This window comes from Yeosuana aromativorans (assembly GCF_014646655.1).
Classification (GTDB): Bacteria; Bacteroidota; Bacteroidia; order Flavobacteriales; family Flavobacteriaceae; genus Yeosuana; species Yeosuana aromativorans.
Map to the genome: position 1 here is coordinate 37754 of NZ_BMNR01000010.1, position 24963 is coordinate 62716.

Sequence of the window (24963 nt, forward strand, 5' to 3'; positions counted from 1 at the left end):
AGACAAATTTTCAAACTGTTTTAAAAGGGTTTTAATGTTTTTTTCCTTTATTCTGGTCATCACTTTAAAATATCATAATTAAGGAAAAATTGTCCAAGGCCCTTTTGAGTAAGAAATCATTTATTTCAGAGAGTTTGTTCAATTCTTTCTTTTCTGAATTTATAATATCCAACAATTGATTGTTACTCAAAACATCTGTCACTCCATCCGAAGCTAAAATGATATAATCACCTTGTTCAAAATCTTCAATACGTTTGTAATCTATTTTTGCTTTTTTAATATCATTTTGAATAGCTCTGGTTACAATGTGATTGTACTTTTTTGCACTGTTGGCCTCAACAAAGACCTTATTTTCAATTAATTCATTTTTTAAATTGTGCTCGATTGATTCAAAACCTATTTGTCCATTTTTTATGTGCCAAATTTTTACATCACCTATCCAAAAACAGTGTAAATCTCCATTATCTTGAATTACACCTCCTAAAGTTGCCCCCATTTTAGACTCTTGTTTTTCATTTTCAAGTGCCAGTGCTTTTGTCACTTTATCCACTTCAGCTTGGATGCTATCCGCGTCAAAATTTTCAATGGTATTTAAGCCTTGATAAAGGTGTACAACGATAAAGTTTGCTGCATACCCTCCGTTCTTGTAGCCACCCATACCATCTGCCAATAAGAAAACCTTATTATCCTCATCCAGATTCTTTATGAACACTACATCCTGATTAGACTTACGTGTCCCTTTATTTGTAATGAACTTACTATTCATCCTTTTTAACCGCATTAATTGTTGCTCCTCCATGTTTCGTTACTCTTGGTCTTGTTATTATTTTTACTGGTTGATTAGTTACCCTTTTTTCGTTTGCTTTAGAAGCCCATAAAAATCCTTCTCCTGGTTTTAAAATACTCATATCTGCTGGTGTCAATGTTGCCAGTTGTGTAATGGATTTTTGAATGTGTCTTAACCATTGCGGGCTATTAAACTTATGCAATAATACTATTGAGCTTAATTCAATAATTTCATTAGGTAAACTTGGTGGGTCTTGACTAGCAATTAATATGCTCACCCCTTTGTGTCTCATTTCTCTAATGGCCGTAACAATATTTCCAGTCAACTCTTTATTATCCATGTATTTATGTGCTTCATCAAAAACAATAAACTTATTAAATTGATTTTCTGAACTGTTTGTTGCAGAAAAAATATCTAATGCTGTTACAAATAAGCCTAATGCCTGATCTTTATGGATAAACTCATCTCTCATATCAATAATTATGAGTTTTGATGGTTGCAAATAATTGGCTAAATGATTGACATCCTTTACGTATTTTGAGGCAAACCTAATTCTACGGGTGGCTAATGTTTTATCTCTTTTAGACAAAAGTTCACTATCACTTATTGCTTGATTTAATGTTGCTACATTTAAGTTATTGGTATCAAATAACTCTTCTAAAATGAAATTGATTTCGTTAATATAATCTGACGTATTACCCACTGCATTCATTAAAAACTGCCAATCCTTTATTGATAATTCATTAGGATTAAACAATAACGGCGCCACCTCAACAGATGGAAATTGATTTCTACGTTCTTCCACTTTACGTTCAGGACATAGGATTATGGTATCATCTATACTATCCGGCTCTACATTATAAACTTCCTTTAAAATCCTCAATTCGTTAGGCTGGTCGTTAGGCAGAATCATTGATGTAAACTCTGGTTCGTAATCCATACTCTCACTGTAATGGAATATTACTCCCGCAAGTGGTGATGGCAACTTATTCACATTACTGAATTGCTTTAATACCATTTCAGTTAAGGTTCCGATGGAATAACTTTTTCCGCCACCTTGTACTCCAAATAGACTCATTGTATTAACCCCACTTAAATCAATAGCGATTTTTTTGTTTTGATGCGCTGTTTCACCCAAAATCCCATATTGTGAAGATGGTTTAGAGTTACCTATAAATATTTCAAAATTTGGTTCTGAATATGGTTTTTCTGTACTTTTTATTTTACTATCGCTAGGTGTAACAATAGGTTCTTGAGGCTCATTCACTTTTTCTTGTTCTTGAATCGAATCGTTTGACCGAATCGATTTTCCTTCAGGCTTTATATCTACTACTTCAGACTTGTTAGCTTGCTCTTCTTGTGGTATATTTTCCGGTTCAATGCGTGATGGTGCTTTTTTAAGCTTTTGAATAAATGTTTTCATTTTATTGTCAACACCTAAAGCTTCTACTAACTCACTGCCCAAGTCATCTCCTTCCAATCGAATGGTATTTAAATCGGAATCTGGATCTAAAATATCTTCGATTAAATCTTTGCCCATGGTAAACATGGTTATATCGCCATCAACTATTTCTTTGAGATGTTTTTTTGATGTAGAAAAATCGTAAATAACACCTACTTTATTGAACTTTAAACTATAGCCTAAATCTAAATCCAATAAGAAGTCGTTATAATTATCATATACCAAATCACTCAAATAGTTATAACGATTTGACCTATTTATATAAAAGCCAAGTAATCCACGTAGCTCTTTATTTTTTATTTCCCTATCCAACCTATCGTTAGAGAGATTGTATTGGGGGTCGAAATGGAATCTTAAAACCTCTATAGTGTTTTCAATCTGTTCCTTCATTTTCATTTTCAGGTCTTCACGTTCTGTTTCATTAAGCGCCTTCCTGCACTTAATTTCTATAACAGTAATAAGAATTTCCCTTTTCTCTGGGTCTAGAGATACCAACAAACTATCTGCCCTACTTTTACTTTCAAAACTATTGTGGTTAAATAAATTTTGATGTAAATCGATAGGTATTAAAATGCCGTTTTCTAAAAATCCTTTCTTTTCCAACACCCTCTTTGTAAAAGCAGAACCAATTACCTCGAATGCCTTGTTTTTAGATGAGTTGAGTTGTAGTACCAAAGAGCTACTTAAAGCCCTTAAATCTTCCAAAAGGGATTTAATTTTTACTTGATGTTCTTCATTGTGAATATCCAAGTCAAACTCCTTAAAATGAGGTCCTATTAAACCGAGTACTTCTGATGTTGGCCTTGTAGTCAGATAAGATGATATTCCTGAAACTTCTTCACCAGGTACATAATCCAATAAAAATGGAATATCCTCACCATTTGAGGGTTGGTCATATACCTCTGGCCCCATATTCTTATCAAATGTTACCACCCAGTCTGAATAATCATGTAAGTGGGTTATTAACACTTTATCCCTTTCATTCAATACCATTTGTGTTGATGGAATTGCCTCTGTATATTCTAATTTTAGAGCACAACTTGTAAAGGATTGCATGTTCTCAAATAATTGAATACCCAATTGGCCAAGATTACTATAAACTATTGGTAAGTTATTACCCTTAATAAACCTGTTCCACTTAAATCTATTGTCATCGTTCTCAACATTGACTGTATAATCCGTAACAATGCCATTTACATAGAAATTTCTAGTTTCTAAATCTGGTTTTACCAATTCAATTTTTATTGGAAATGGGCTTATTAAAAAACTGATATGCGCATTGAACTTCAAGGGATTCTTTAAATAATCTGAAATATTATTTATTGAAAATCTTAATTTAGGAAACAATCTGTTTTTGGATGGCTGCGAAAATGCTTCAGCTTCTTCAGAAATGGTTGATTGTGGATTCAATAGGCTTTTAAGTGCGTCTCCATGCTCTATGATTTTATCACTATCCTTAAATAATCTTATCTCATATTTTATAGCACTAAATTCATTTTCTTTTTCCAATTCAATTAGTGCATCAGAAAAGACATTGGCATCTCCTGCATTTACCAAATTCAAAATTAATTTGTCTACATAAGGATGCTGTTTTAAGTAATTCTTAATGTGGTTAATTACTAGTTTCTTACTAATATCTGTATCGATATAGTTTTCTTTTGTGATATTAAAAAGCCCTCTGAAATAATGAAGCAACTGCCTAGATATTGATGTAAAAGACTTGCTCTCTTTATTGTCTACACCTTCTAAATACAAGCCCCAACCATGTGATAATTCACCTGAATAATTGTAATTTTTTAAAGACTGATTGCCAACAATAACCAATGGATTATTGGAATAGCTAAATTCATTGTTAAAAAGCATTTCTAAATTATTTGACCATGCTTCTTTGTATTTTGAAAAGCCTAATGTTTCTTGTTCCCATTTAAAAAACACATCCAATAGCTGAAGTGTCCAAGTTAATCTTAAAGGATGTAAAGGCGATAAAAGCAATGCTTCTATTTTTTTGCCATCAGGTAGTTTGGTGTCTAGTTTAACAACATCCAAAAATTGTAATTCACTTACCAAATCTACCAAAATAGCTTTGTCTTCCTCTGAAATTTCAGTATTGGAAATTTGATTTTGAAGTTCAGAAGTCCATGCTGTATATGCTGAAATATAATTTGAAATATCTTCTTTGAAATTAAATATATCTGCTGTTTCGAAAACACCATCATTGTTTTCATTAGATTCCTGGATACGTCTGAAAACTTTAGAACGCAAGCTCAATACTGTTTCTGGTGCATTTAAGGTTAGCTTACTCTCTATAAATTTGCAATCATTAAAATTTGTAAATGACGCATTGTTATTAATATCCACTTTAACATAACCCAAAATCTCTGCATTTTCCAGAAACTCATTTTCAATGGTTCTTAATTTAGATGATAAGAGTATTTGATAATTATGGTTTTGCGAATAGTTTATATGAAATATAGAGGTATGACTTACTTTTTTATCATCTAACCAACAATTTGATGGCTCTACTGGCTCTGGTATAACAGGTTCATTTTCATGTTTTAGGTCGTAAATTCTATGATTTAAAAACGCTTGAAGCACACTTTTAACCTTGTCTTTTCTTTGGTTGTCTTCACGGTCGATGGTATCATCAACTACAAAATCAAAATCTTCGGAATCACAGGTTAACTTGTACTGAAAATCGTCTTTTAAAGCTGTTGGGTTACTCTTCAATTCTTCTTCCCAAGCCTGTTGAATTTTTATTTCCTTAAAATCATCGTTATTGTTTAATATATCTCCAAACTCATTTTCTGCCAATACTTTTATAAAATAGGCACCATCATCAATATGGTTGGGATGTAACTCGACTTCGGCATCTCGGTATGCGCGATTGGATGTTGAATTTTTTAGTTTTCGCAACACCGTAATTTCTTCCCCTCTACCACCATCGACCGCCATAAGAACTATCCGGAAATATTTTAATTCCGATATTTGACTTGGGTTTGGTGTTGTTGAAAACCTTACTTTAATCTTTGAAGGACTATTTGGATTCGCATATAATTTTTTTATATCGTCTTCTATTTTAAAATCACTTGATTTAATATCATCAACAGATAGTTTTACTTCATTAAAATCTATTTCTAAATCGGATATCTTCCAGTTTGAAAAGTTTAGATTTTGGTATTTTTTGAAGATGGTTTCTGCTATTTCCTGCTTTGTGCTTAAATGGTCTTCATTTTTAATAAAGTTTACAATTTCCCCTTGCAGCGTATTCGATTCAATAGGGATATCTGCTATACGGTCTGCCATTGGTTTATCAAACGTTGACAGTACCTCAACACAATCTGAATTGAATTTTATTCTGGACCTTATTTTATTGCTATCCTCCAGTAATTTGGTGTCTGGTATTAAATTAAGATTATATAAATGGTTACCTATGCTATTATTACTAAAGCCAACTTCTTTAAGGTTTATCAGAAAGTTTATAATTTGAGTATTCTTGAGATTATCCCGACCTATGAAATTTATTATATCCTCAATAATCAAGTTTTTAAACTCTACAGGAATTTCATCAATCAACTTGTTGATTAATTTAGTTTCCACACCTTCTAAACTCAACTCCTTAAAGGTTGCGTTACCATAAGAATCTTCTGCTGCCGTTCTACTGTTGGATGGGATTAAAATTAAAAGCGGTTTAGATTGGTTATTCCTCAATTCAATCAGTTTGGTGGCACTAATACATTTTTCATTCGTATTCACCTCTGATATAATGTAGGTATCTATTTCTGGAAATAGTTCATTTATTTTATCGCATAAGACATTTAATTCTTTAAAAGCTAAACCTGCAATTTTCATACAATGGCCAGGTTTTGCACTTTGCAGTTCTTCTTGATGCAAATCAATAACTAACTCAATTATTTCCTTATAATATGTATTTATCATCATCGGTTCTTTCTATTGTTGGTTCAATTGGTATCTTGGTCTTACTTTTTGCAGAATGTATGCATCACTTAAATCGTCGTAAAACCCTATTTGACGTAATTTTTGTTTAAAAGCCTCCACATTTTCCTTGAATGCTAAATGTGTATTTACATTGGCATCTCTAAATCTTGGCTCTGTAATTCCATTGATTATTAAACCATATCGCTCCCTAATTCTATTCATTAATTCTTCAATAGATAAGCTACGGGTTATAAAATGGTCGTCTTGACTTTCCAAAACCATTATCTGCACCAAGGTTTCCAATAATCGTGTTCCCATAACAAACCTTCTGGGGTGCCTTTTACTTCTCCCTTGAGCCATAAACCCTCTATCTGAATTGTTTTGACTTAAATTAGCTAACATCCCCTTATATTCTTTAAGCTGTCTTTTTGATTTAGTATTTAATATTAATGCTAAATATTTATCAAAATAGGTTTCTTCATATTTAGTAATATCATCAACTAAGAGCTTATCTTCTTCATCCAAATCTTTATATAGACCATTATATTTTACTCTAAAGTAAATCTCTTTTTCTGCACTATTTTTTTTGAGCTCTTTTAATACTTTCTCCAAATTATCTGAATTATCTCTGTTTAAATCCAGATATTCTAAAGTCATGTTAATTTTAAAGGTGGCTACAATGTAATTATGAATAGAATTATATAATTTATCCGCATCCTCAATAGCAAATTCCGATACTTTACTTTCAAAATCATCTGTGGTGTCTATTACAATATTCCAACCATCTTCTACATCAGTGGTACCCTTAGCAATCATTTCAGGTAAAAAATGAACTAATTTTTGAATATATAAGGACAAGTGAAACGAAATAATTGTCTTTAAATAATCTACCAAAACAGTTCTCGGAATCTCATCTTTATAGACTAATAAACGCCTAATATCATCACAAAATAATTCGGCTTGTTGACTTAATAAAGGTTCAATTCTGTCTAAGGTATTTGGAGAATCTAATACAAACCGTGGAGATATTTTCGGTATTAAATTTAACATCCCTAAACTGTCAATATCAAGACTATCAGTATTTGTCAAAGAGTCGGTTGTTAAATCCCATCCAGATATCAAAAATTGTTTCAGGTCATTCCTAACTTTAGAATTTCCTTTCAACATAAGATATATTTGCTCTGCGGAAAAATAATCTCTTGCTATACTTGCATTGCGTACTCTATAACTTTCTAAATGCACAGGTCGTAATGAAGCTAATTTTTCTTTATCAATTCTTCCCCGAAACGCCATGTCAACAAAATTATTTCGTATCCAAGGCTCAATAGCTTCAATATTTTCTGAATAGCCTATAACTTTATTTTCTCTCTCTAAAACGCCCAAGGCATTGCTTATATGGCTAATCTCAATTTGCGTTACACCCCTTCCTCTCGACAACTGTCTAGGTCTATGTCCATTATACCTTAACAACATAAATAAATTAACGAGTGTATACTCAATTTTTATTGACTTCGCATTTATGGTACATATGAGTTCATTGCGGAACACACTTTCATCTTTATTCATTTTAATCGCCATACTTAAAAGTTTATTGGTTCGATTACTATTCTATTTTGATTGTCTTTTTTAATACTGAAATAATCGGCATCGTCTCTTGTTACGACCACTTCGTTATAGTTTAAGTTCTTGAGTAGATTTTTGAAAATAATTAGCTCTACATACTTTCCTCTAATATCATTAAGTGATGGACTAAAACCCTGCTGAATGAAATACAACATTTCATACAAGTCTAGTGATATGGTTAACTTAATATGCCGGTGTTTCACATTTTTGTGTCTAAACATGAAACTATCCGGTTCGTATTCCAGATATTTCACAAGATGTTCCGTATTGTTCACCTTGAGTTCAAAATCATTGAGATTGAACAGCCTAAAGGATTTGCTAAATGGGTCTTTTACCTCTGTAGCCGCCAAAACCAAACTTTTTTGGTCAATATTGGTGTTATCACAACCCTCATTCAATGCTATGGCTCTGGAAATACTTTGTATGGTTTCTTTGCCAGTACTCTTGTCTTGAAGCAATTGTACAAATTTGAATACCGAATGGTACGGTAGCCTTAACATAAAGGATGGCATTCCATTGCCTTTTTGGTTTTCACTCTTTATTAAAGTGGATTTCCCTTCATAATAATGGTGTCTGATATAGGATTTTTGAACGCTTCTTATGCGCTCTAGAATTTCATTTGTCTTTTCATGAACCGGCAAACGTAATTCTTCATCCTTTACCTTATTAAAAAGATCTATTAAGTCTATCTCTCGTTCTGAAAACTCAATAAATTCCTTAGGCTGATGCTTATCAAAAAATAAGTTTCTATCAGTTTCTGGAATTGGTACTTCACCAATATCTGTTTCCCTTAACAACTTAATCAATCTGTCTTGGTTGCCTGAATCATCCAAAGCTGGATTGGTAATATTAAAGTAATAGTATTGCCAATAGTTTTCAGGTTTAACAGCAGCTGCTTCATACAATTTATTGATGTCTTCACATTCATGGTCTCTAGTCAAGGTATAGGCTATAAAAGAGCGCAAATCTCTCATGGTAATATGCAACTCTCGTTTTAAACTTACGGTACGTAAGAGCCACTCCATTCTAGTGATTACCTCATCTCCTGCTGCGGAATCGTTTAAGGATTCTACATTATATTTAATGAAACATTTATTTGCTAGTGAACAGCCTTCACATTTTGTCCATAGTGCTTTATTGGTCAGTTTCTTTACTTGCTTTCTGAATAAGCTGCCTCCATTTTCGGTGTCTGCCACCACAGAGCGCAGGTTTAGATTAATAATCATGACTCCTTCAGGCAACTTAAAATGACCTTCGTTATAGAAATATTGGTCTATTAAATTATAAAGGTCTTTATGTTTTGATGTGGTCATTAAGAAATCTACCAAACGCCCTTCATTAATAGCAATGATGCGTCCCTCTTTGGCGCGACTGAAATCCTTGATATTTTCAAAAGGTTCAAAAAAGGTTTCCAAAACGTCATTATTGGCGTTGTCCTCTTGGTCTTGTGACCCATCGTAATTGCTTTCGTATGGTGTTCCTTTTATTTGGAAACGAGCGCCATTTTTATGCTGAAAACTCTCCAAGTTCTTAACCGCTTGGTTTTGTTCAATCTCTTTAATAAACGCTGTTTTACCATCACCTGCGTTTCCTGTAATGATTAATAACTTGTATCTGTCGTCTAGGATATCAGGAATTAATTTTTGGTCCAATAATGATGGTGAATACGTTAATTTATCAAACTGATTAGCTGTTTGACTTGCTCTAGTTCCGAAGTTTCCTTGTTTAGACTGACTATACAACGAATTGATGTATTCTACAATGTTAAGACCTTCAACATCTATCTTAAAGCGCTTTATTTTGTCCTTATTCTTCTCAACCGTTTCTATTAAACTTTGATAGACCCTTTCTACATTTCCTTCAGTAAAGGTTTTTGCGCCGCCGTTCCAAAATACCTCACTTACAATAGGCTCACTATCTACCTTAACACTTATTTTAATCTTATTATCAAGGTTTATTGAGTTTTTAAATTTCTTAAGGTTTTCCTTAAATTTACTTAAGGCTTCATCTATACTTTCCTTTAGAATAACAAACCTTTGCATTTTATTAATCAACTTGAACTCGACATCAGGCCTATATTGATTAATAATTATTTCAATATGATATAAGCGTTCTGTATTTGGTAATTCTGTACCCGCATCTTCTTTCTCTGCCAACAAATTATCTTCTCCAATAGCCTCTAGAGCTTCTAACATTTCTTTTGCCGACTTAAAACGCTCCTCTTTTTTAGTACTGATGGCTCTTGATAGAAAATCTGCAAAGTTTTGTGAAATGGCTTCATTTAACTTTTTAGGCTCATTTGATGGCTTATGCATCATGGGTATCTTATGTGGTGCCCATGGGTATTGTTTACACACCAATTGGAATAAGGTGACACCCAATGAAAACACATCTGCTGATGTATCCCAATTGACATTATTGCTATCTGTTACTAAATCTGGTGCGAGGTATGGATTTGTACCCACAAAATCGGTATTATCTTCGGCAAAAGAGGCCACATTAAAATCGATTAACACAAAGCGTTCCTGGTTGTCCCAAATAATATTTTGAGGTTTAATATCGCGATGGTACATGGGTGGATTTTGTGATTGCATAGACACCAATGCCGACAGGATATCTGTTGCCAATTGATAAATTCTATGCATTGGCAATCGGGCATCGGTGCGCACATAAGTACTTAAATTATCGCCATCCAGCAACTCGGTTAAGGTGTAAAATTGCCCTGATGGTGTGGTCCCATTCCAAACAAATCGTACAATATTAGGGTGACTTAACTTGCTTAATGCTGCATATTCGTCCTTTACAGATGCATCATTCACACTGGTATTAAACAGTTTCATGGCATATTCCGTACCCTGAATAGAGTGCTTAACTTTAAATACTTTAGAATAACCTCCTTTACCTAATTCATTATAGATTGTGTAATCACCAATACGGTCGCCTTCTTTTATTTCATCTAACTCCTTATCAGAAACATCTGCATCTTCTTTTTTAGGGTCTTGTGTTTCTTTTTTAATTGTACTTTCAACTTCTTGCGACGTTCCTTTTTTAATGATGGCTTCTAATTCCTCTACGCTATCAATACGCTGAAACTCATCAACCAAAATGGTTTTATTACAGATGTCGTCAATCCACTTTGGTAAGGTTGGTTTTACTTTAGATGGCCATTTGTTTTCCGGTAATCTTCCATTTAGGTTATTCAATTCGTAAGGCGATTTAATTGGTTCTTCTCCTACAAATAACCAATAGGTTAGAATACCAAAAGAATATAAATCGGATGCTCTACTGGCTTCTCCTACGGTTAGCTCTAACGCATGATATGGTGTTGCGTTTTGCTCATTTATAGTAGCCTGAACCGTGTAACCTTCTTCATTGTGGTAGGTAAAATAGGCTTTCCCGAAATTACCTAGCATCGCATAGCCACCTCTATAATAAATATTATCTGGATTGATATCGCGATGGAATACATTATGCTCGTGAGCTGCTTTTAAGGCTGACGCAATGTTTTTTAAAATATCTATTTTTTCTGAAAAGGTGAATTCGCTTGTTTTTGTTTTTAATTTATTACGTAATGAATCTTCCTCTAGAAAATCTGTGATTTCATAAAAAAGATGGTTTTCTTCATCTAATTCATATTGAACATTAGTAATAAAGGGGTTACTCTTGATATGTTCTAAAGCCTTAAACCCATTTTTAATTTTAAGTTCGCGTTGTTTGAGTTCTTCTGGTGACAAGCCTTTTACCTGAAGCGTATATTCCTTAATGCGTTTGCGGATGGATGAGGTAACACCTTTAGGTTTGGCAAGATATTCTGTATAATAATTTTCTTGGTCTACGATTTCCAGAATCTCGTGGCTGTAGAGTTCTTTTTTGTCTTCGGTTTTCTTTTCACTGAAACGCCCAACTAAATAATCTACTATTTTATCCTGTATATCGGCAATGGAATTTTCATATCTATCGCTTGCTGGATTTGCAATAAAGTTGATTAAACGTTGGTCTAACTGAAAACTCACCTTACCTGCTTCTTGAACAATATAAGGCTCTATACCGTTGGGATACGATAAGGTTACAATATTGACTATATAGGCTTTCCCTAACTCGTAATCGAACTCTTTGAGTTTAGAGGCTAAAATGGCGGTTTTAATACGCCCTGTTTTTAGCGGATTGGGTTTTTGACGGTCGTTAACATACCAGTAATTGTCATCGCCTTCTATACGTCCTTTCCAGTCTTTGTTTTCTATGTTGTAAATGGCGTGTGGTGTGACCACAATAAGGTCGTACTCCCAATATTGTGTTTGGTTGTTACGTGGGTTAGTCGCTGCTAATTCTATATTAGGGATCAACGTAAAACTATCTGGAAGGTTAACTTCCAGAAAATCTATTAAACGTTGTTCTCCTGCATTAACAACAGTCTCGAAATAAGGTGGTTTTATGATTCTTGCCATTGTTCTATTTCCTTTTCTATTAGGTTGATTGCTTCCGTGTCTTTTTTTCTTGATAATTCAAATTTATCTAATGCCAAGTTTGTCCTTTTATGTATACTCTTCATAAAATCATCATCAAATATTGGAACTGGAATTTCCTCAATAAAAACCTCAATTGGACGAATTAGAGTCGTACCGGTACCATAACTTCTTAAGAATCGAAAAACATACTCAGAATTTAACCAACTAAATAAATACCCATAAGGTATTTTTTTTGCATTCATTCTCAAAAATTCACCAGCCAAAACTTTTCCTTCAACACTATCTTTAACTAATATAACTTTACAAAATGCATCACCTTCACCCATCGAGCCTACTCCCGATATAAGTATTTCATTACGTATTGCATAATCCTTTTTTTTAGGGTACATTCTCGAAATCCTCTTACCTTGAATCTTATATTTAAAAATATCCTTTTGACTAAGTAATTCAACTCCTTTTTCAACTTCGACTCTCTTAAATGCAGATGAATGATATATACCTTTATTATCAATCGCTTCTTTTAGACTAATTGTATTAACATTCATCATCAATTTTTCCCTAATTTGATTAAGGCTTTTACTATGATTAAATGCTTTTAATGAAATTGATAATTTATTTGTTTTCTTCACTCCAAAGGCTCTGGCGGTTCTCTTCGGTGAATGATATCCATAATATTCATAGTCTTCTAAAGACAGTTGTTCTAAACCACATTTTTTTCTTAAGTCGTTCTGCACTTCTTTCATGATTTTATTAGACTCTACACGTAATGTAGCAGCATCTAAAATCAGTTTATGAATCTTATCTTGTTCAGGATCTGGAAGTATTGGGACTTTAATATTTTCAACGTGATGTGGTTCTATATGCTTTACAACACCACCATAACCCGATTGAGTTAATAAACCATACCCATATTTAGATGATAAATAAGCATACAGATAACCTCGTTTAATTTGATTTTCGGCAGGTTTAATACGTACTAAATCATCAGTACCAATCTTACCATCATAATCTTCAGTCACATATACCACTTTACCAAGAGTACCTGAACGAGTCACTAAAATCCAATCTTTCTTTAGTTCTAACTCTTCTAAATATGGTGAGTATTTTTTTGAAATATATCTACCCGAATCAACATCTGACTTAAACATATCAGATGCAGTAAAAAACATATTACCATATTCGGCTGAGCCTATATAAACTCTTTTGTGAATATTCCCTTTAAAAAGTTCATTTGCTTCGTCCCTTAAAGTTGTTGTTGGATAAGGACAATGCTTTTCAATTATTCTTTTGGTGTTAACGCCATCACTTAAATGAAAAGAGGCATCTAAACGTAAATCGGATTCTGAAAACCAACTATGTTTTACTGTTACTGTTTTCATTTCAAAATTTTGTTTAAAAATTTATCATAAGCCTCTGTAATCTTTGGTAAATCATCATCCAGTTTTTTTACTTTCTCCACTCTGGTTTTTACCTGTGGTGAACTACCATCCTTTTTTTGTACGAGGTATTCTTTTTCTACTCTAAACACCAGTTCTGCACCATCCTCATCACGTAAATAAATAGGGTTACCACGCCTGTCTTTCCCCAATTTTTCGGCAATTGCCATAAATACATCATAATCTTCATCTTTATCTTGTGCCAGTTGGCGTTGCAGGTCGCTTTTTCGTTCTAAAAACAATAAGGATGCCTGTACACCTACTTGTGGTAAAAAGGCCTCTACTGCTAAATCTATAGAGGCTAAAATTTTAAATTTATCGAGTATCCACTCCCGAACGCTTTGTGTATTTGGATTTCCTAAAATACCATCTGGTAATACAATAGCCATTTTACCACCTGGTTTTAAAAAGTTGTAGCAGGCTTCTATAAACAATACTTCTGGCGCATTGCTGTAAGCTCCTAACTCGTAACGTAAGGAACCATCTTCTTTATAAATAATACTGGCATCTACCTTTACTTTAGCGCCAAATGGCGGGTTGGTAAATACCATATCGAACTTTTCTCTGGCATCAAAACCATAGGCATTGCTTTCTTCGTCCATTGCCAAAAGGCTTTGTTTAATACTGGCTTCTATTTTTTCAATCTCGGTAGGGTGCTCCCAATTTGGGTATGCCAAGGAATTGACGTGAAATATATTGGCGTGACCATCACCAGCCATTACCATATTCATACGTGCTGCTTTCTTCAAATCAGGGTCAAAGTCAAAACCAAAGATGTTGTTTTCGGCATATTGTTTAACGAGTTCATTTACTTGAGGACTATTGTACTGCGCTTCCAATAAAGGTCCTGATAAGTCTGGAAATAATTCTTGGGTAATTTGCTTACGTACATGGTCTAACACCATCACCAAGAAACCACCCGAACCACAAGCTGGGTCTAATACCCGATGGTTTTCTTTAGGGTCTAGCATTTCTACCATCGCCTTAATAATGTTACGTGGTGTAAAAAACTGACCTGCTTCTTGTTTTAAGGTGTTACTTACAATAGTTTCATAAGCCATACCCTTAACATCTACCGAAGCATCTAAAAAAGAATATTTTGCCAGTTCACCAGCGATAAAAGCTAATCCTTTGTTTGTAAGGTCGATGGATTCGTTTCCAGAAAACACTTCAGAGAACACTTCATCATCTTTTAATTCCTGAAATAAGCCTTTAATACGTTGTGCCACCGCTTCACGACCAGCATCTGTATTTTGTTCTTTAACACCCACCCAAAATTTTCGTCTGTAGGTTGACCCATCATCATTTGCAGAAAAGCGACGTTTTTCATCATAGAGTTTACAGAAAATAAGATTTAAGAGTTGCCAGAAGGCATCCTTTTTACGTCCTTCATTTCCATAGATGTAATCGTGCGAGCGTTTAAATACCTTGATTAAGGAATCGTTAGCCGGTTTTCTACTAAAAGAACGGTCGTTACGGTCTAAATCTTCCAGTGTTTCGCCTTCACCAGGGAAATCGGATAAGTCTGTGAATTGGAAATCTAAACCAATGTCATCTTCCTCTTTTTGTAGAAAGTGATAACTTGAACCGTTTGCCCATAAACCAAACTCGCAATCATCGGCTGCTCCCATGGCATTTTCCAATGTAGCTGTAAGGCCTTTTTTCTTATCGGTTACTTTCACCTTATCATCTTGCACCACCACCATACGGATGATATTTTCCTGTACATGTTCTTTACCGTTGGCAAAGACCACCAATTCCAACTTCTGCTTTTTGGATTTATCGGTTTCTGGGTCGGTATAGATAATGGTAAAATCACGTTCCATATCATCTAAATCAAACCCATACTCTTCATTGAGCATTAAGATTACCGATTGTAGGTTGTTTTCTTTGGCGCTAATTTTTTTAGCTTGATTGGTTAATACGCAGAGTAATTGATTATCCTCTAATACTGTACTATCCTTTTTTTCTTTTATTTCTGTTGCCATTGATTGACTATAATTTTATTTGGTTGTTTATATTCTCTATGCTGTTTAAAACCTCATCGTAGCTTAAGACTTTATGGGTTTCCAATATTTGATTAATGAGTCTGCTTTCTTCTTTTTGTTCTATTTCCGCAGTTAAAATTTCTTTAATGCTTTGTTTAGCCTCTGGATAAGCTACCAATAATTGATTGATATGAATACCTAATAAGGTTGCACCTCCTTTAACTATGGTATGGTCGTCTGTATAGACAGCTTCAAAATGTTCTAGCGATTCGTCTCGATGGATTTCCAGATAGTTTTGCAGGATAAAAGCGATATCATCCGCATCCTTATTGGTTTTATGGTTGCGATCTCTCCAGGCTACTATTTTCAAAAGCCCTATACCTGCCAAGGATGCGATTTGAATGTCGATATCCTCATCGATACTTACCTTTAATGACGCATCGTTTACCGCAGGAAAACCAAGGACTGACATCGCGAATTCCTCTTCTGGCGGCCAAAAGATTTTATCGTCTTCCTTCATGATATTACCGAAAGGCACGATATCTAAATCGAACTTTCCCAAATATTGGAAACGTTGCTTTTGGTCTGGGTCTTTAGTAAAATTAGGTAGTTGTGTAATGCCTTCTTCTACCGTTTTGTATTGTTCCCAATCGTTGATGGTGATGGCTATATCCAAATCGTGCGTTAAACGTCCGGAACTTTCATCATGCAACTCCATAATAATATCGCGAGCTGTCGCCCCAATGACAAAAAAGGAAATACCCGCATCTTTGAAATAGTCGGTTAATTCCTGAAGAATAGGCTTTAATAGCGGATGGTTAAATTTTTTACTGGATATGCTGTAACTCATTTTCAAATATTTGGTTAGCGATTTCCACGTTTCGACCATAGCCGCTATTCATTAAATCGGTATAAATCAATAAGGCTGGCACCGTGTTTTTATTCCAGTTGTTGTTTTGCCAAAATTTTTGGCGTACTTCTACATTACCCGTTTTATCAGGAACTAAACGCAATGTTTTTGCAATTTCAGGTAATTCCAGATTGCTATAGATGGTAAATTCTTGCGGTCTTAAATTCTCGGTTAGGATGGCTCCCGCAGGTTCACCTCCCAAAAGGATTTCACCACCTGTTTGATTTAAAAGTGTGTAACGCCAATTTTGAGCCATATCAGAATCTATGAACTTCATTCGGCTTCTTATAATTCGAGGTTTTAAAACGGTGTTGAACTCCACTAACCATCGTTCCAAAAGCTCTTCCTTATTTTTAAGTACTCTTTTGTCTTTGGTTTTAATCAAATAATTTAATTCTTCCAGTTCAGCCATCACATTACTTACAGAACCTAGAGATACTCCAACTTTTTCTGCAATAGTTCTGTATGAATCCTGTAAGTTTTCGGGTTCGCTTAACAGATGGAAGATTATTTTAACCCCAGCCTCTTGAAAGGCTCGAGATTGATTGGTTAAGGTAGCCGTTCTTCTCTTCTGGCCTTCAATAAAAATTATCAAGTCGTCTTTTTTAACAAAAGCGTTACCTGCAATATCTATATAATTAAACTCCCTCTCCTTTAGATGATTTGCCGCTTCTTTAGATATATATTGTGCAATTAATATAATTGGCTTATTGCTTCGATTTCTAATTTCTTCAAGCTGTGACAATACCAATCCCTGATTAGAGGTTCTCATAGCTGATTTTGCTTCTACTACAAACTGTATGTTTTTGATGTTTAAAATAGCATCATAATTAGCTCTTGATGTTTCAATATCAATTGGAATATCAATTAATTTTTCAAGGTTAGTAACAGCTTCGTATATAAAATCCTGATTTCGATACATAGTCTTTTGTTCATTATTTTTAAGTGTTCAGTGACAATGAACATTCAAATATATTGAACATTAGATTAAAAAACAAGTAAAAAGTAAATAAAAGCAAACAGGATTACATTTCATTACGGAAAAGCTTAAATACGTATTTAGGGAAATAAACATATCTCCTTTTGAAAAGACATATTTGATCATAGTTAATCATTTCTAATATTAGTTGCTTATCGAAGTAAAATACTTATAAAAATAATAGAAAAGAAAATCTAATTAATAGCAATTAAAAAAAACAAACATTCTAATCATTATATAGTTTTAAATTTTTACATACTTCCTTCAATAAGTCACCTGGTTCAACGTCAATAGCCAAAGCGATTAAATAAAGTTCATCAGCACGGAGTCTAGTAGATTCGTTAGAGCTCAATTGAGAAAGTCTAGCCTGACTTATTCCAGTACGTCTTGAAACCATTGCTCTATTCACTGATTTTTTTGTGAGATACAATCCAAGGAAAGTCATAAATATTTCGATTTTTAATAGATAAATATACTTTGAATATAGAAAAATACAGAAATTCTAAAGTTTTATTTTGAATTTAAATAGATTATATATAGATTTGTTTAGAAAATCTAAAGAATCATTAAGGATTCTAATATTCAAAAACAGTAGATATGGACGACAAAATTCACACGGAAAAAAAACTTATTATAAACAAACTAAAATCGTTTTTGGAAATTAAGTATGTTTATGAATCAAGAGTTGATACAGAGGACTTATTCAATTCTTTTCTAATTATAATACTTCAAGGAAACTGTTCTTCATTAACCAAAGAATTGTCTTCCATGGTGGCCAAAATATTTCAGGAAGAAACGGACTTTCTATACCGGATATTTTCTTTTGAATATGCCCAGCAACAGCTAAAAGAAGACAATTTGTTTTTTGTCCATGGTTGTAGATGGGAGAATGTGATTTATCATAATCCAAATGCAGAATTAGACATGTTTCATGAATATCAAATATCCGAAAAAACATTAAATAACATTAAATCTGCTTTTGAAAAGGAGCATATTAAAATTACAGCATTTTTGGATGGTGCTTCTTTTTTTATCGAAAAAAATAATCTTTCACACGCCGCTTATATGCTTCACCAATATTTGGAATTATGGTTTAGATATGCTGGGCTTTTTATTATGGGCAAGGAACGTAAAAGCCATAGTATTAAAGAACTTCAAACCTATATTAAATCATTTGCTCCTGAACTAGGCAATTTATTTAACACGGAAATTGAGCAAGAACAATTCCTTTTAAAATTATTGGATGATGCTTATGTAACTACAAGATATGAAAACAATTACCACATTAATTCAGTTCAAATCAATAAGATACTTGATAAAGCTAATAAAATTCAATCTACAGTTGCCTCATTATTTAATAACAAACTTAAGTCATGCACAAAACAATCAATCCACGCAAAAAATATAGGCCTTTCTAACAAAGAGCCTGAAGATCAAAAAGAAAGTGACCTATCAAAGCTCATTAAATCCTTATCCGAAAAAGATTTTTCAGCCTTAGAACCGTATCCCTTTAAAAAAGGATATTATACCATTGGAATAGTTACGGAAGGCTATCAAGACCTTTCCTTTATAATCTCAAATCTATTGAAAGTATGCATACTTGCTATGGATGCAGAGTACTTCCCTACTCGTTCAATACCCCAACCAGAACACAATATCAAAGAGGTTTTGGGACATGTCTTGGATATGATACCCCATGAGGAAATGGAACTGCTTGATGTCATCAGGGATTTAGCATTAGAGTCAGAAATCAACAGCTAGTGAAAGAAAAAAAGAAACATAAAGAAGTATTGAAGAGAATTCAAAAGTCATTGTCAAATAGAGACGGATTGTTAAGACCTTCTGGATATTCATGTAACAATAAACCTATGATGAAAGGAGAATTTTCAATATGTGATAATGACGAACTTTTATTCAACATATCTTGCTTACTGAAAACCTGTGTATTAGCACTTGAGGGAGACGCTACCTTTTCATCATCTGCCCATTCAAATGCTGACCCTAAAGCCAATGTTATAGTATCATTGGAATTCATTATCAATTTATTACCAAGAGAACAGATGGTCACATTAGATGATATTACAAGAATACTATCTAAAATAGAGTTAGAAAAAGACCAATTATAAAACTAAAATTATAATAAAAGCAAAAAAAAGACCCTAAAAAGGTGAATGAAATCGGCTCAAATTCAATTGGTAATTTACAGTCAACAGAATCTTTCTTCATATAATCTCATTTACAAAACAACTATTCTCCATCCATTATCCTGTAATTGCTGTCTCATTTTATCATCTACCCTGCCAGAATGAGCAGCATAGCATAACAAAATTGTTGGTCTTGATAAACCCACATACATCATTTTTGCAGATTCTTTTGTTCTTACCCCATCGTTAGCCTTTATTCTTCGACCAAGTAGTTGCTGCTTTGATTTATCTGTTTCATGCTGGTAATAACAAGTTTCAAGATATAGAGTTGCACTATGAGTTTCTCCCTTAACAGAATGAATACTACCAAGTTCTACTTCAATATTATTTAGCTTAAAAACATTAGCTATTTCTTGATTATTCTCTGCTTTATGAGCTAATTCTATATCAGCACTATTTAAAAATGTATTCGTAACATCCAATAACTGGTTTTTCTCAAATACATCAGTTAACATTTTTCTAAAAAAAGTAGCACAATTGTTTCTAACGCCATTACTATTAGCATTAATTAACGCCATAGACCAATTGTAGATATTCAAATTAAGTTCTTCGTATATGGAAAAATAATTATCGCGTAAATGATCCAATAGTTTTCTCTTTGTATATGGTCTATCCTCAACTTGTAAATTTTCCAATCTAAGCACTTTTAAAAAAGCGTTCAAAACGTTTTTCCTAATCGGCTCTAATGTTTTCTTAGTCTTGTCAAAATTTAACAGGTATGAAATTAGATTCTGATAATCTAATTTCTGACCAACATTAACCTTACTATAATTTGGGTGATAATCAGTTATTCCCAATTTATTAGCAGTATCATGAGAAGAATTCCAACCAATTGCTTTTATTGGATTTTTATCATCGTTAAACGCACCCGAATTTTTGTATTCCTCAATGACTTCTATGAATCGCGTTAATACTTGTCCTTTAGTATTATTTTCAAACAAAATCATAATGGGAGGAATATTTCGATTCTCATTTCTTCCAGCCATTTCAATGAAATTTAAGCCAAAATGTTTTACGACATTAGCAATCTGAGGCGATAACCGCTGACTACCTGTTAGCTTCATCATTTTTTCTCTATCTGACCATACATTATCAATTTTTATGTTTCCGGAGAATATAGCTTGATTTTTATCTCCAATTCTTTGAAAAACATGATTTTTAATGCATTTAGAATAGAAAAGTTTGTCTAATAAATTGTACTGATGAGAATCCATGTCTTGCATTTCATCTACAAAAACTTGTTTGAACCTGTTTTGAACTATTTTCTTGATTTCTGGGATTTTTTTAATGTACGATTCAGCTAGAAAGTATGCGTCATCAAAACATAATACTCCAGTAGATAAAATTGTTTTTTTTAATTCGTGTAAATAAGTAATAACCTGTTGTTTTTCCTCTGGGGTATAATCAATATAATTTTGAGGTCTTGTATTTCCTCTTGGTTTATTTATTTCTAATTCATCTCCTCCAATCGTTTTTACTAATCTAACATGACCATTTTCATTAAACCCATATCTGTATGAATATATAAGTGAAGGATTAGAATTATATATGTGTTTAACTTTGTTGAAAGTTTGAAATGTTTGCCCTGTCAAACAACGTTGTAAAAAGAATTCCAATCTTTCATTATATATTTCATTGTCAATTCTGTAATGTCCCTTTTTTCTGATTTTATTGTAAAATGGAATTGCTAAAAATTGGTCAACAAAACTTTGAATTGTTCCCACAAAATTCGGATATGAAAATAGCTTTGGGCAATGCTTGCCTATTTTTTCTTTTATTTCATCAACTGCCGTGTTTGTATGAGAGATAACTAATATCCCGGAATTATCTGAAAAAGGAAGATGCTGTTCAAGAATTAGAAGTTTAGCAAGTAATGCTGTGGTTTTTCCACTCCCAGGTACAGCTTGCAAATCAATAGTATCCATGTTTTTTATAAAATCAATTCGTTCTCGGTCAAACACTTTGATTTTGCCAAAAAGAATTTTTTCAGCATATCTAATTTCGCTATTAGTTATTACCGGAAGCATATTTTATAGCATCAATTAAATATTTAATTTCTTGATCTGCTTCAATCTGTTCTTTAGTAATCGTAGCATTTTTTAACTGCTCTGAAAAATGTTGTGCTATGATTGATTTTGAAATCTTTTTACCAAGTACATAATTATTATAAATGGAAAAAGCAATATCGAGTTGAGCATCTCCCCAATTATTGAATTTGGTATCTATATTTGCAATCTCCGTATTATATGAAGTTAAATCTTGAACCCCTTCATCTTCTTTCTGCTCTTTTAAAGCATTCAACACAGCAGCAAAAAATGGCTTTCTGATTATTTCGGATAGCGATAGGCAATATTCTAGAGTCCAATGGGGTGAGACAAATGTTTTAACATTATGCCCGTTGTATTTATTTTCCTTAGCAGAGATTTTATCAGCCATTACAACATCCTCTTCGGTTTCGGTATCAGCTATTATATTTTTATATGCGTCTGGCTTTACATCTACATCAGTTATTATAGCAACAGGTAATTCGAGATGTGGTTCTTTTTCACGTTTAAATATTCTGCTATATCTTAAAAAAGCTGTATTGCCTAAGTTAACAATAGAAACTCCTTTTTCTGTAAGATTTATTCCTATTTTCGATGCAAGTGCAGGTAAAAACAATTCTTCCGCCCATCCTTCAACTAAAATTACTCCTTTAGCAAAAAATAAATTAGACTTTGTTACATCTAAAAATCTTTCTAAAAAAGTGTAATCTGTTGCTCTTAGCTTTGTATATTCATTTCCCATTGGGTATGCGTTTCCATTACAACACATTATGAGTTTTTCTAAGCTAATCTTCGATGCAATATTTGGACTGTGTGTAGTAAAAATCAATTGAATATCTTCATACTCTTGTAACTTTTCAACAACTTGTAACTGTATTTGAGGGTGCAGATGTGCTTCAATTTCTTCAATTAAACCTAATCGAATTCCTGACCAATCCTTTTTGTTAAGATGCAATAATTCTGAAGATATAAATAAAAGATTATGACTGCCTAATCCTAGATTCATATCATTTTCAAAGAGTAACCATAAGCTTTCTAATATGCTTTTTAGATTACCGCCTGAGACCTCGAATTGAGTTGATTTATTAGCAAAAGACTTTAGGTATTTATCAATCTCATTTTTTAATTCTTTACCTTTTAACTCCTTTTCTTGGAGATCATTTCCATCTTTATCTTTCCCGTCAAAATAATTTTTAATGTGGTAATTAAGTTCTAAAATTCTTTCAACCAAAAGGTGGTCATTTTCTCTATTCTTGAATGCCTCATGTCCCGCAAAAATTTGTGATAATCTAGAATTTTTTCTTGGTATTAATTCAGCATTGGCATTTCTCAGTGGTTTTAGATATGTTGCTTTTAAATATTCTCTAGCTTCAGCGGTTAATTGATGTCCATATTCATCTACGCCAGCACGTATATCAAATGGTAAAATCCTATCGAATCTTCTGCTTACTTCTAAAATTACTCTTAAGTATGGTTGTACACTACCTTCTTCTCCATACCAACCCAGCCATTCAGTAAAATGACTTGCTTCTTTTGGAGTTAACTCAATAAATTTCAATTCTATTCTAAGCTTTTGGGTATCCTTGAAAAAATCTTCATGCTCAATTCTAATCCAATCTGCACTATGCGTTTTCAGGACTATTTTTATTGCATCGACAATAGCTGTTTTACCAGAATCATTTTCACCAATAAGAATATTTACACCTTTCTTAAAAGGAACTACCAAATCTGGCGTGTCAGGATTCAAATCATTTGAACCAGATCCAAATTTTCTAAAGTTCCATATTTTTAGTTCAGATAAATACATGTTAATTTTTTATCATTTACTTTTAAAGCTTATTTATCATTTAGATAATTATAGATACAGAACCTTAACTAATGTTTGTTATATTCATTAATTTTAATGAATAATACGGCTCAAAAGGTCGCTATTATCAATCAATTTCAGGGAGACTTTAAAGTTAAAAAAGAAAATGAACTTTTATGTATTTTACTGAAATTTCTGTCGAAAATATATTATTTCAAAAACATATAGGATATTAGTACTATAGTAACTACTATACAAACTATAAATAACACAACAGCCCAATTAGGATAAATCTTAGCTTTATTAATTTTATCATTAAATCGACTTTCAAAGCCCTCAATAGCTTTTATGTGAGATGCCATTTGTTTCTGGTGTTCCTCGATAATGGTTTTGTATTCCGATACATCCATCCTGATCTTTGCGTCCTTTAATCGGTCATTGAAGTTGTCCAGTTTCTCGACACCATTCTTAAAGTCATTTATTTCATTGACCAAAAGAGCTGTCAGTTCCTCAAGTTTTGTCATGACTGTTATGTTTTATTTAATATCCGATTCCCATTCCTCTATCGATTGCCTTTTTAATGATGAACTTGGTGATCTTTATGGCCAGGTTTGGCGTTAGGTCAACCGTTTTTCCTGCCAGTTTGATACTTACATTGTTGTCCCTTAAAATACTTCTCCCATGGATCATTGACATCTCCTTTCCGATGTTGCCCATGGACATGTTCCGATGCACCTCGCTCCCCTTTAGATTATGGCCATCGAACCCAAAGCGGAAGCCCTGCAGTTTGTTCTGTTTGTTGATAGTCGGAATGACCTTGACCCCATTGGCCTCCATAGCCTTTACATAGGCGCCAAAGGATTTGGGCTGGAACTGTTTCATGGTCAGGTCATGCCTTCGCTTGATCTCAGTCCGGATTTCCCTTAGGTTGAATTCCTTTTCAAATTGGATCTGCTTGACGGTGGTAAGTCCCATATGCTCCGCCGTTCTCTCCGCTGCCAGCTGGCTGCGCTTGCCTATAAAGCTGTCGTTATAAGCAACACCTTTAAAATCAATGCGGTTGGCATACAAATGGATGTGCTTATGTTCTTTGTCCCGGTGCACAAAGGCTATGGCCTGCCGTTCCCCAAGTTTCATTTCATGCATGAAGTGTTTGGTAATGGCATGCAGTTCATCTTTATCCAAATGCCTGCCATCTTCTATGGTTGGGCTTATTACAAATGACAGGGTGTTTTTTGTACAGTTATGGTTTTGGTCCTGGAGCATCTTGAACTCTTTGGTGATCTCTGCAGGTGAGTCGCCATGCAGAAATTCCTTGAG

15 protein-coding genes are annotated in these 24963 nt (G+C 33.4%); 2 read left to right on the plus strand and 13 right to left on the minus strand.

The annotated features are described in order from the left end of the window. Positions 1-64: 64 nt before the first annotated feature. From IEW94_RS15830 to IEW94_RS15870, 9 genes are all read right to left on the minus strand, one after another. Positions 65-766, minus strand: coding sequence for a PP2C family protein-serine/threonine phosphatase (locus tag IEW94_RS15830; RefSeq protein ID WP_188654873.1), 702 nt, complete (start codon positions 764-766; stop codon positions 65-67). Then, the gene (gene mads8 / locus IEW94_RS15835) at positions 759-6185 is read right to left on the minus strand and encodes a methylation-associated defense system ATP-binding protein MAD8 (RefSeq protein WP_188654875.1); all 5427 of its coding nucleotides are present in this window, start codon (positions 6183-6185) and stop codon (positions 759-761) included. The genes IEW94_RS15830 and mads8 overlap by 8 nt, the downstream gene beginning before the upstream one ends. A 12-nt stretch (positions 6186-6197) precedes the next feature. Then, positions 6198-7763: a methylation-associated defense system protein MAD7 gene (gene mads7 / locus IEW94_RS15840; RefSeq protein ID WP_188654877.1), complete on the minus strand. Its 1566-nt coding sequence runs from the start codon at positions 7761-7763 to the stop codon at positions 6198-6200. A 2-nt stretch (positions 7764-7765) separates the two neighbouring features. Continuing rightward, positions 7766-12253, minus strand: a complete 4488-nt coding sequence (gene mads6 / locus IEW94_RS15845; protein WP_188654879.1) for a methylation-associated defense system protein kinase MAD6 — start codon at positions 12251-12253, stop codon at positions 7766-7768. Further along, complete coding sequence (gene mads5 / locus IEW94_RS15850; protein WP_188654881.1) at positions 12238-13653, minus strand: methylation-associated defense system restriction endonuclease subunit S MAD5; 1416 nt, start codon at positions 13651-13653, stop codon at positions 12238-12240. The genes mads6 and mads5 overlap by 16 nt, the downstream gene beginning before the upstream one ends. Next, positions 13650-15698: a methylation-associated defense system DNA methyltransferase MAD2 gene (gene mads2, locus IEW94_RS15855; RefSeq protein WP_188654883.1), complete on the minus strand. Its 2049-nt coding sequence runs from the start codon at positions 15696-15698 to the stop codon at positions 13650-13652. The genes mads5 and mads2 overlap by 4 nt, the downstream gene beginning before the upstream one ends. A 7-nt stretch (positions 15699-15705) precedes the next feature. Then, positions 15706-16548: a nucleotidyl transferase AbiEii/AbiGii toxin family protein gene (locus IEW94_RS15860; protein ID WP_188654885.1), complete on the minus strand. Its 843-nt coding sequence runs from the start codon at positions 16546-16548 to the stop codon at positions 15706-15708. Further along, on the minus strand, positions 16526-17530 hold the full coding sequence (locus IEW94_RS15865) for a type IV toxin-antitoxin system AbiEi family antitoxin (RefSeq protein WP_188654887.1): 1005 nt from the start codon (positions 17528-17530) through the stop codon (positions 16526-16528). The genes IEW94_RS15860 and IEW94_RS15865 overlap by 23 nt, the downstream gene beginning before the upstream one ends. 283 nt (positions 17531-17813) lie before the next feature. Continuing rightward, a complete protein-coding gene (locus IEW94_RS15870) occupies positions 17814-18032 on the minus strand; it encodes a helix-turn-helix domain-containing protein (protein ID WP_188654889.1) in 219 nt (72 codons plus the stop codon). Positions 18033-18184: 152 nt separating this feature from the next. Here IEW94_RS15870 and IEW94_RS15875 point away from each other — a divergent pair, with 152 nt between their 5' ends. Beyond that, positions 18185-19348 carry a HEPN domain-containing protein gene (locus IEW94_RS15875; protein ID WP_188654891.1) on the plus strand — a complete coding sequence of 388 codons (1164 nt, stop codon included), beginning with the start codon at positions 18185-18187 and terminating at the stop codon, positions 19346-19348. A gap of 29 nt (positions 19349-19377) precedes the next feature. Then, positions 19378-19713 carry a hypothetical protein gene (locus tag IEW94_RS15880; protein WP_188654892.1) on the plus strand — a complete coding sequence of 112 codons (336 nt, stop codon included), beginning with the start codon at positions 19378-19380 and terminating at the stop codon, positions 19711-19713. Positions 19714-19823: 110 nt separating this feature from the next. Here the strand turns inward: IEW94_RS15880 and IEW94_RS15885 are convergent, their stop codons facing one another. The 4 genes from IEW94_RS15885 to IEW94_RS15900 all read right to left on the minus strand — a co-directional run. Continuing rightward, a complete protein-coding gene (locus IEW94_RS15885) occupies positions 19824-21818 on the minus strand; it encodes a UvrD-helicase domain-containing protein (RefSeq protein ID WP_188654894.1) in 1995 nt (664 codons plus the stop codon). Beyond that, a complete protein-coding gene (locus tag IEW94_RS15890) occupies positions 21799-23643 on the minus strand; it encodes an ATP-dependent nuclease (protein WP_188654896.1) in 1845 nt (614 codons plus the stop codon). Before IEW94_RS15890 ends, IEW94_RS15885 begins: the two co-directional genes overlap by 20 nt. A 209-nt stretch (positions 23644-23852) precedes the next feature. Next, complete coding sequence (locus IEW94_RS15895) at positions 23853-24167, minus strand: DUF6730 family protein (protein WP_188654898.1); 315 nt, start codon at positions 24165-24167, stop codon at positions 23853-23855. Positions 24168-24183: 16 nt separating this feature from the next. Then, positions 24184-24963 (minus strand): relaxase/mobilization nuclease domain-containing protein (locus IEW94_RS15900; protein WP_229669554.1); only part of this gene is annotated, 780 nt, incomplete at its 5' end.

Bases quoted from the DNA above. Each gene is read 5' to 3' on its own strand.
- IEW94_RS15875 (WP_188654891.1), top strand. From the start codon at position 18,185: ATGGACGACAAAATTCACACGGAAAAAAAACTTATTATAAACAAACTA.
- IEW94_RS15870 (WP_188654889.1), bottom strand. From the start codon at position 18,032: ATGACTTTCCTTGGATTGTATCTCACAAAAAAATCAGTGAATAGAGCA.
- IEW94_RS15895 (WP_188654898.1), bottom strand. From the start codon at position 24,167: ATGACAAAACTTGAGGAACTGACAGCTCTTTTGGTCAATGAAATAAAT.
- mads7 (WP_188654877.1), bottom strand. From the start codon at position 7,763: ATGGCGATTAAAATGAATAAAGATGAAAGTGTGTTCCGCAATGAACTC.
- IEW94_RS15885 (WP_188654894.1), bottom strand. From the start codon at position 21,818: ATGCTTCCGGTAATAACTAATAGCGAAATTAGATATGCTGAAAAAATT.
- IEW94_RS15860 (WP_188654885.1), bottom strand. From the start codon at position 16,548: ATGAGTTACAGCATATCCAGTAAAAAATTTAACCATCCGCTATTAAAG.
- mads8 (WP_188654875.1), bottom strand. From the start codon at position 6,185: ATGATAAATACATATTATAAGGAAATAATTGAGTTAGTTATTGATTTG.
- IEW94_RS15890 (WP_188654896.1), bottom strand. From the start codon at position 23,643: ATGTATTTATCTGAACTAAAAATATGGAACTTTAGAAAATTTGGATCT.
- mads5 (WP_188654881.1), bottom strand. From the start codon at position 13,653: ATGAAAACAGTAACAGTAAAACATAGTTGGTTTTCAGAATCCGATTTA.
- mads6 (WP_188654879.1), bottom strand. From the start codon at position 12,253: ATGGCAAGAATCATAAAACCACCTTATTTCGAGACTGTTGTTAATGCA.
- IEW94_RS15830 (WP_188654873.1), bottom strand. From the start codon at position 766: ATGAATAGTAAGTTCATTACAAATAAAGGGACACGTAAGTCTAATCAG.
- IEW94_RS15865 (WP_188654887.1), bottom strand. From the start codon at position 17,530: ATGTATCGAAATCAGGATTTTATATACGAAGCTGTTACTAACCTTGAA.
- mads2 (WP_188654883.1), bottom strand. From the start codon at position 15,698: ATGGCAACAGAAATAAAAGAAAAAAAGGATAGTACAGTATTAGAGGAT.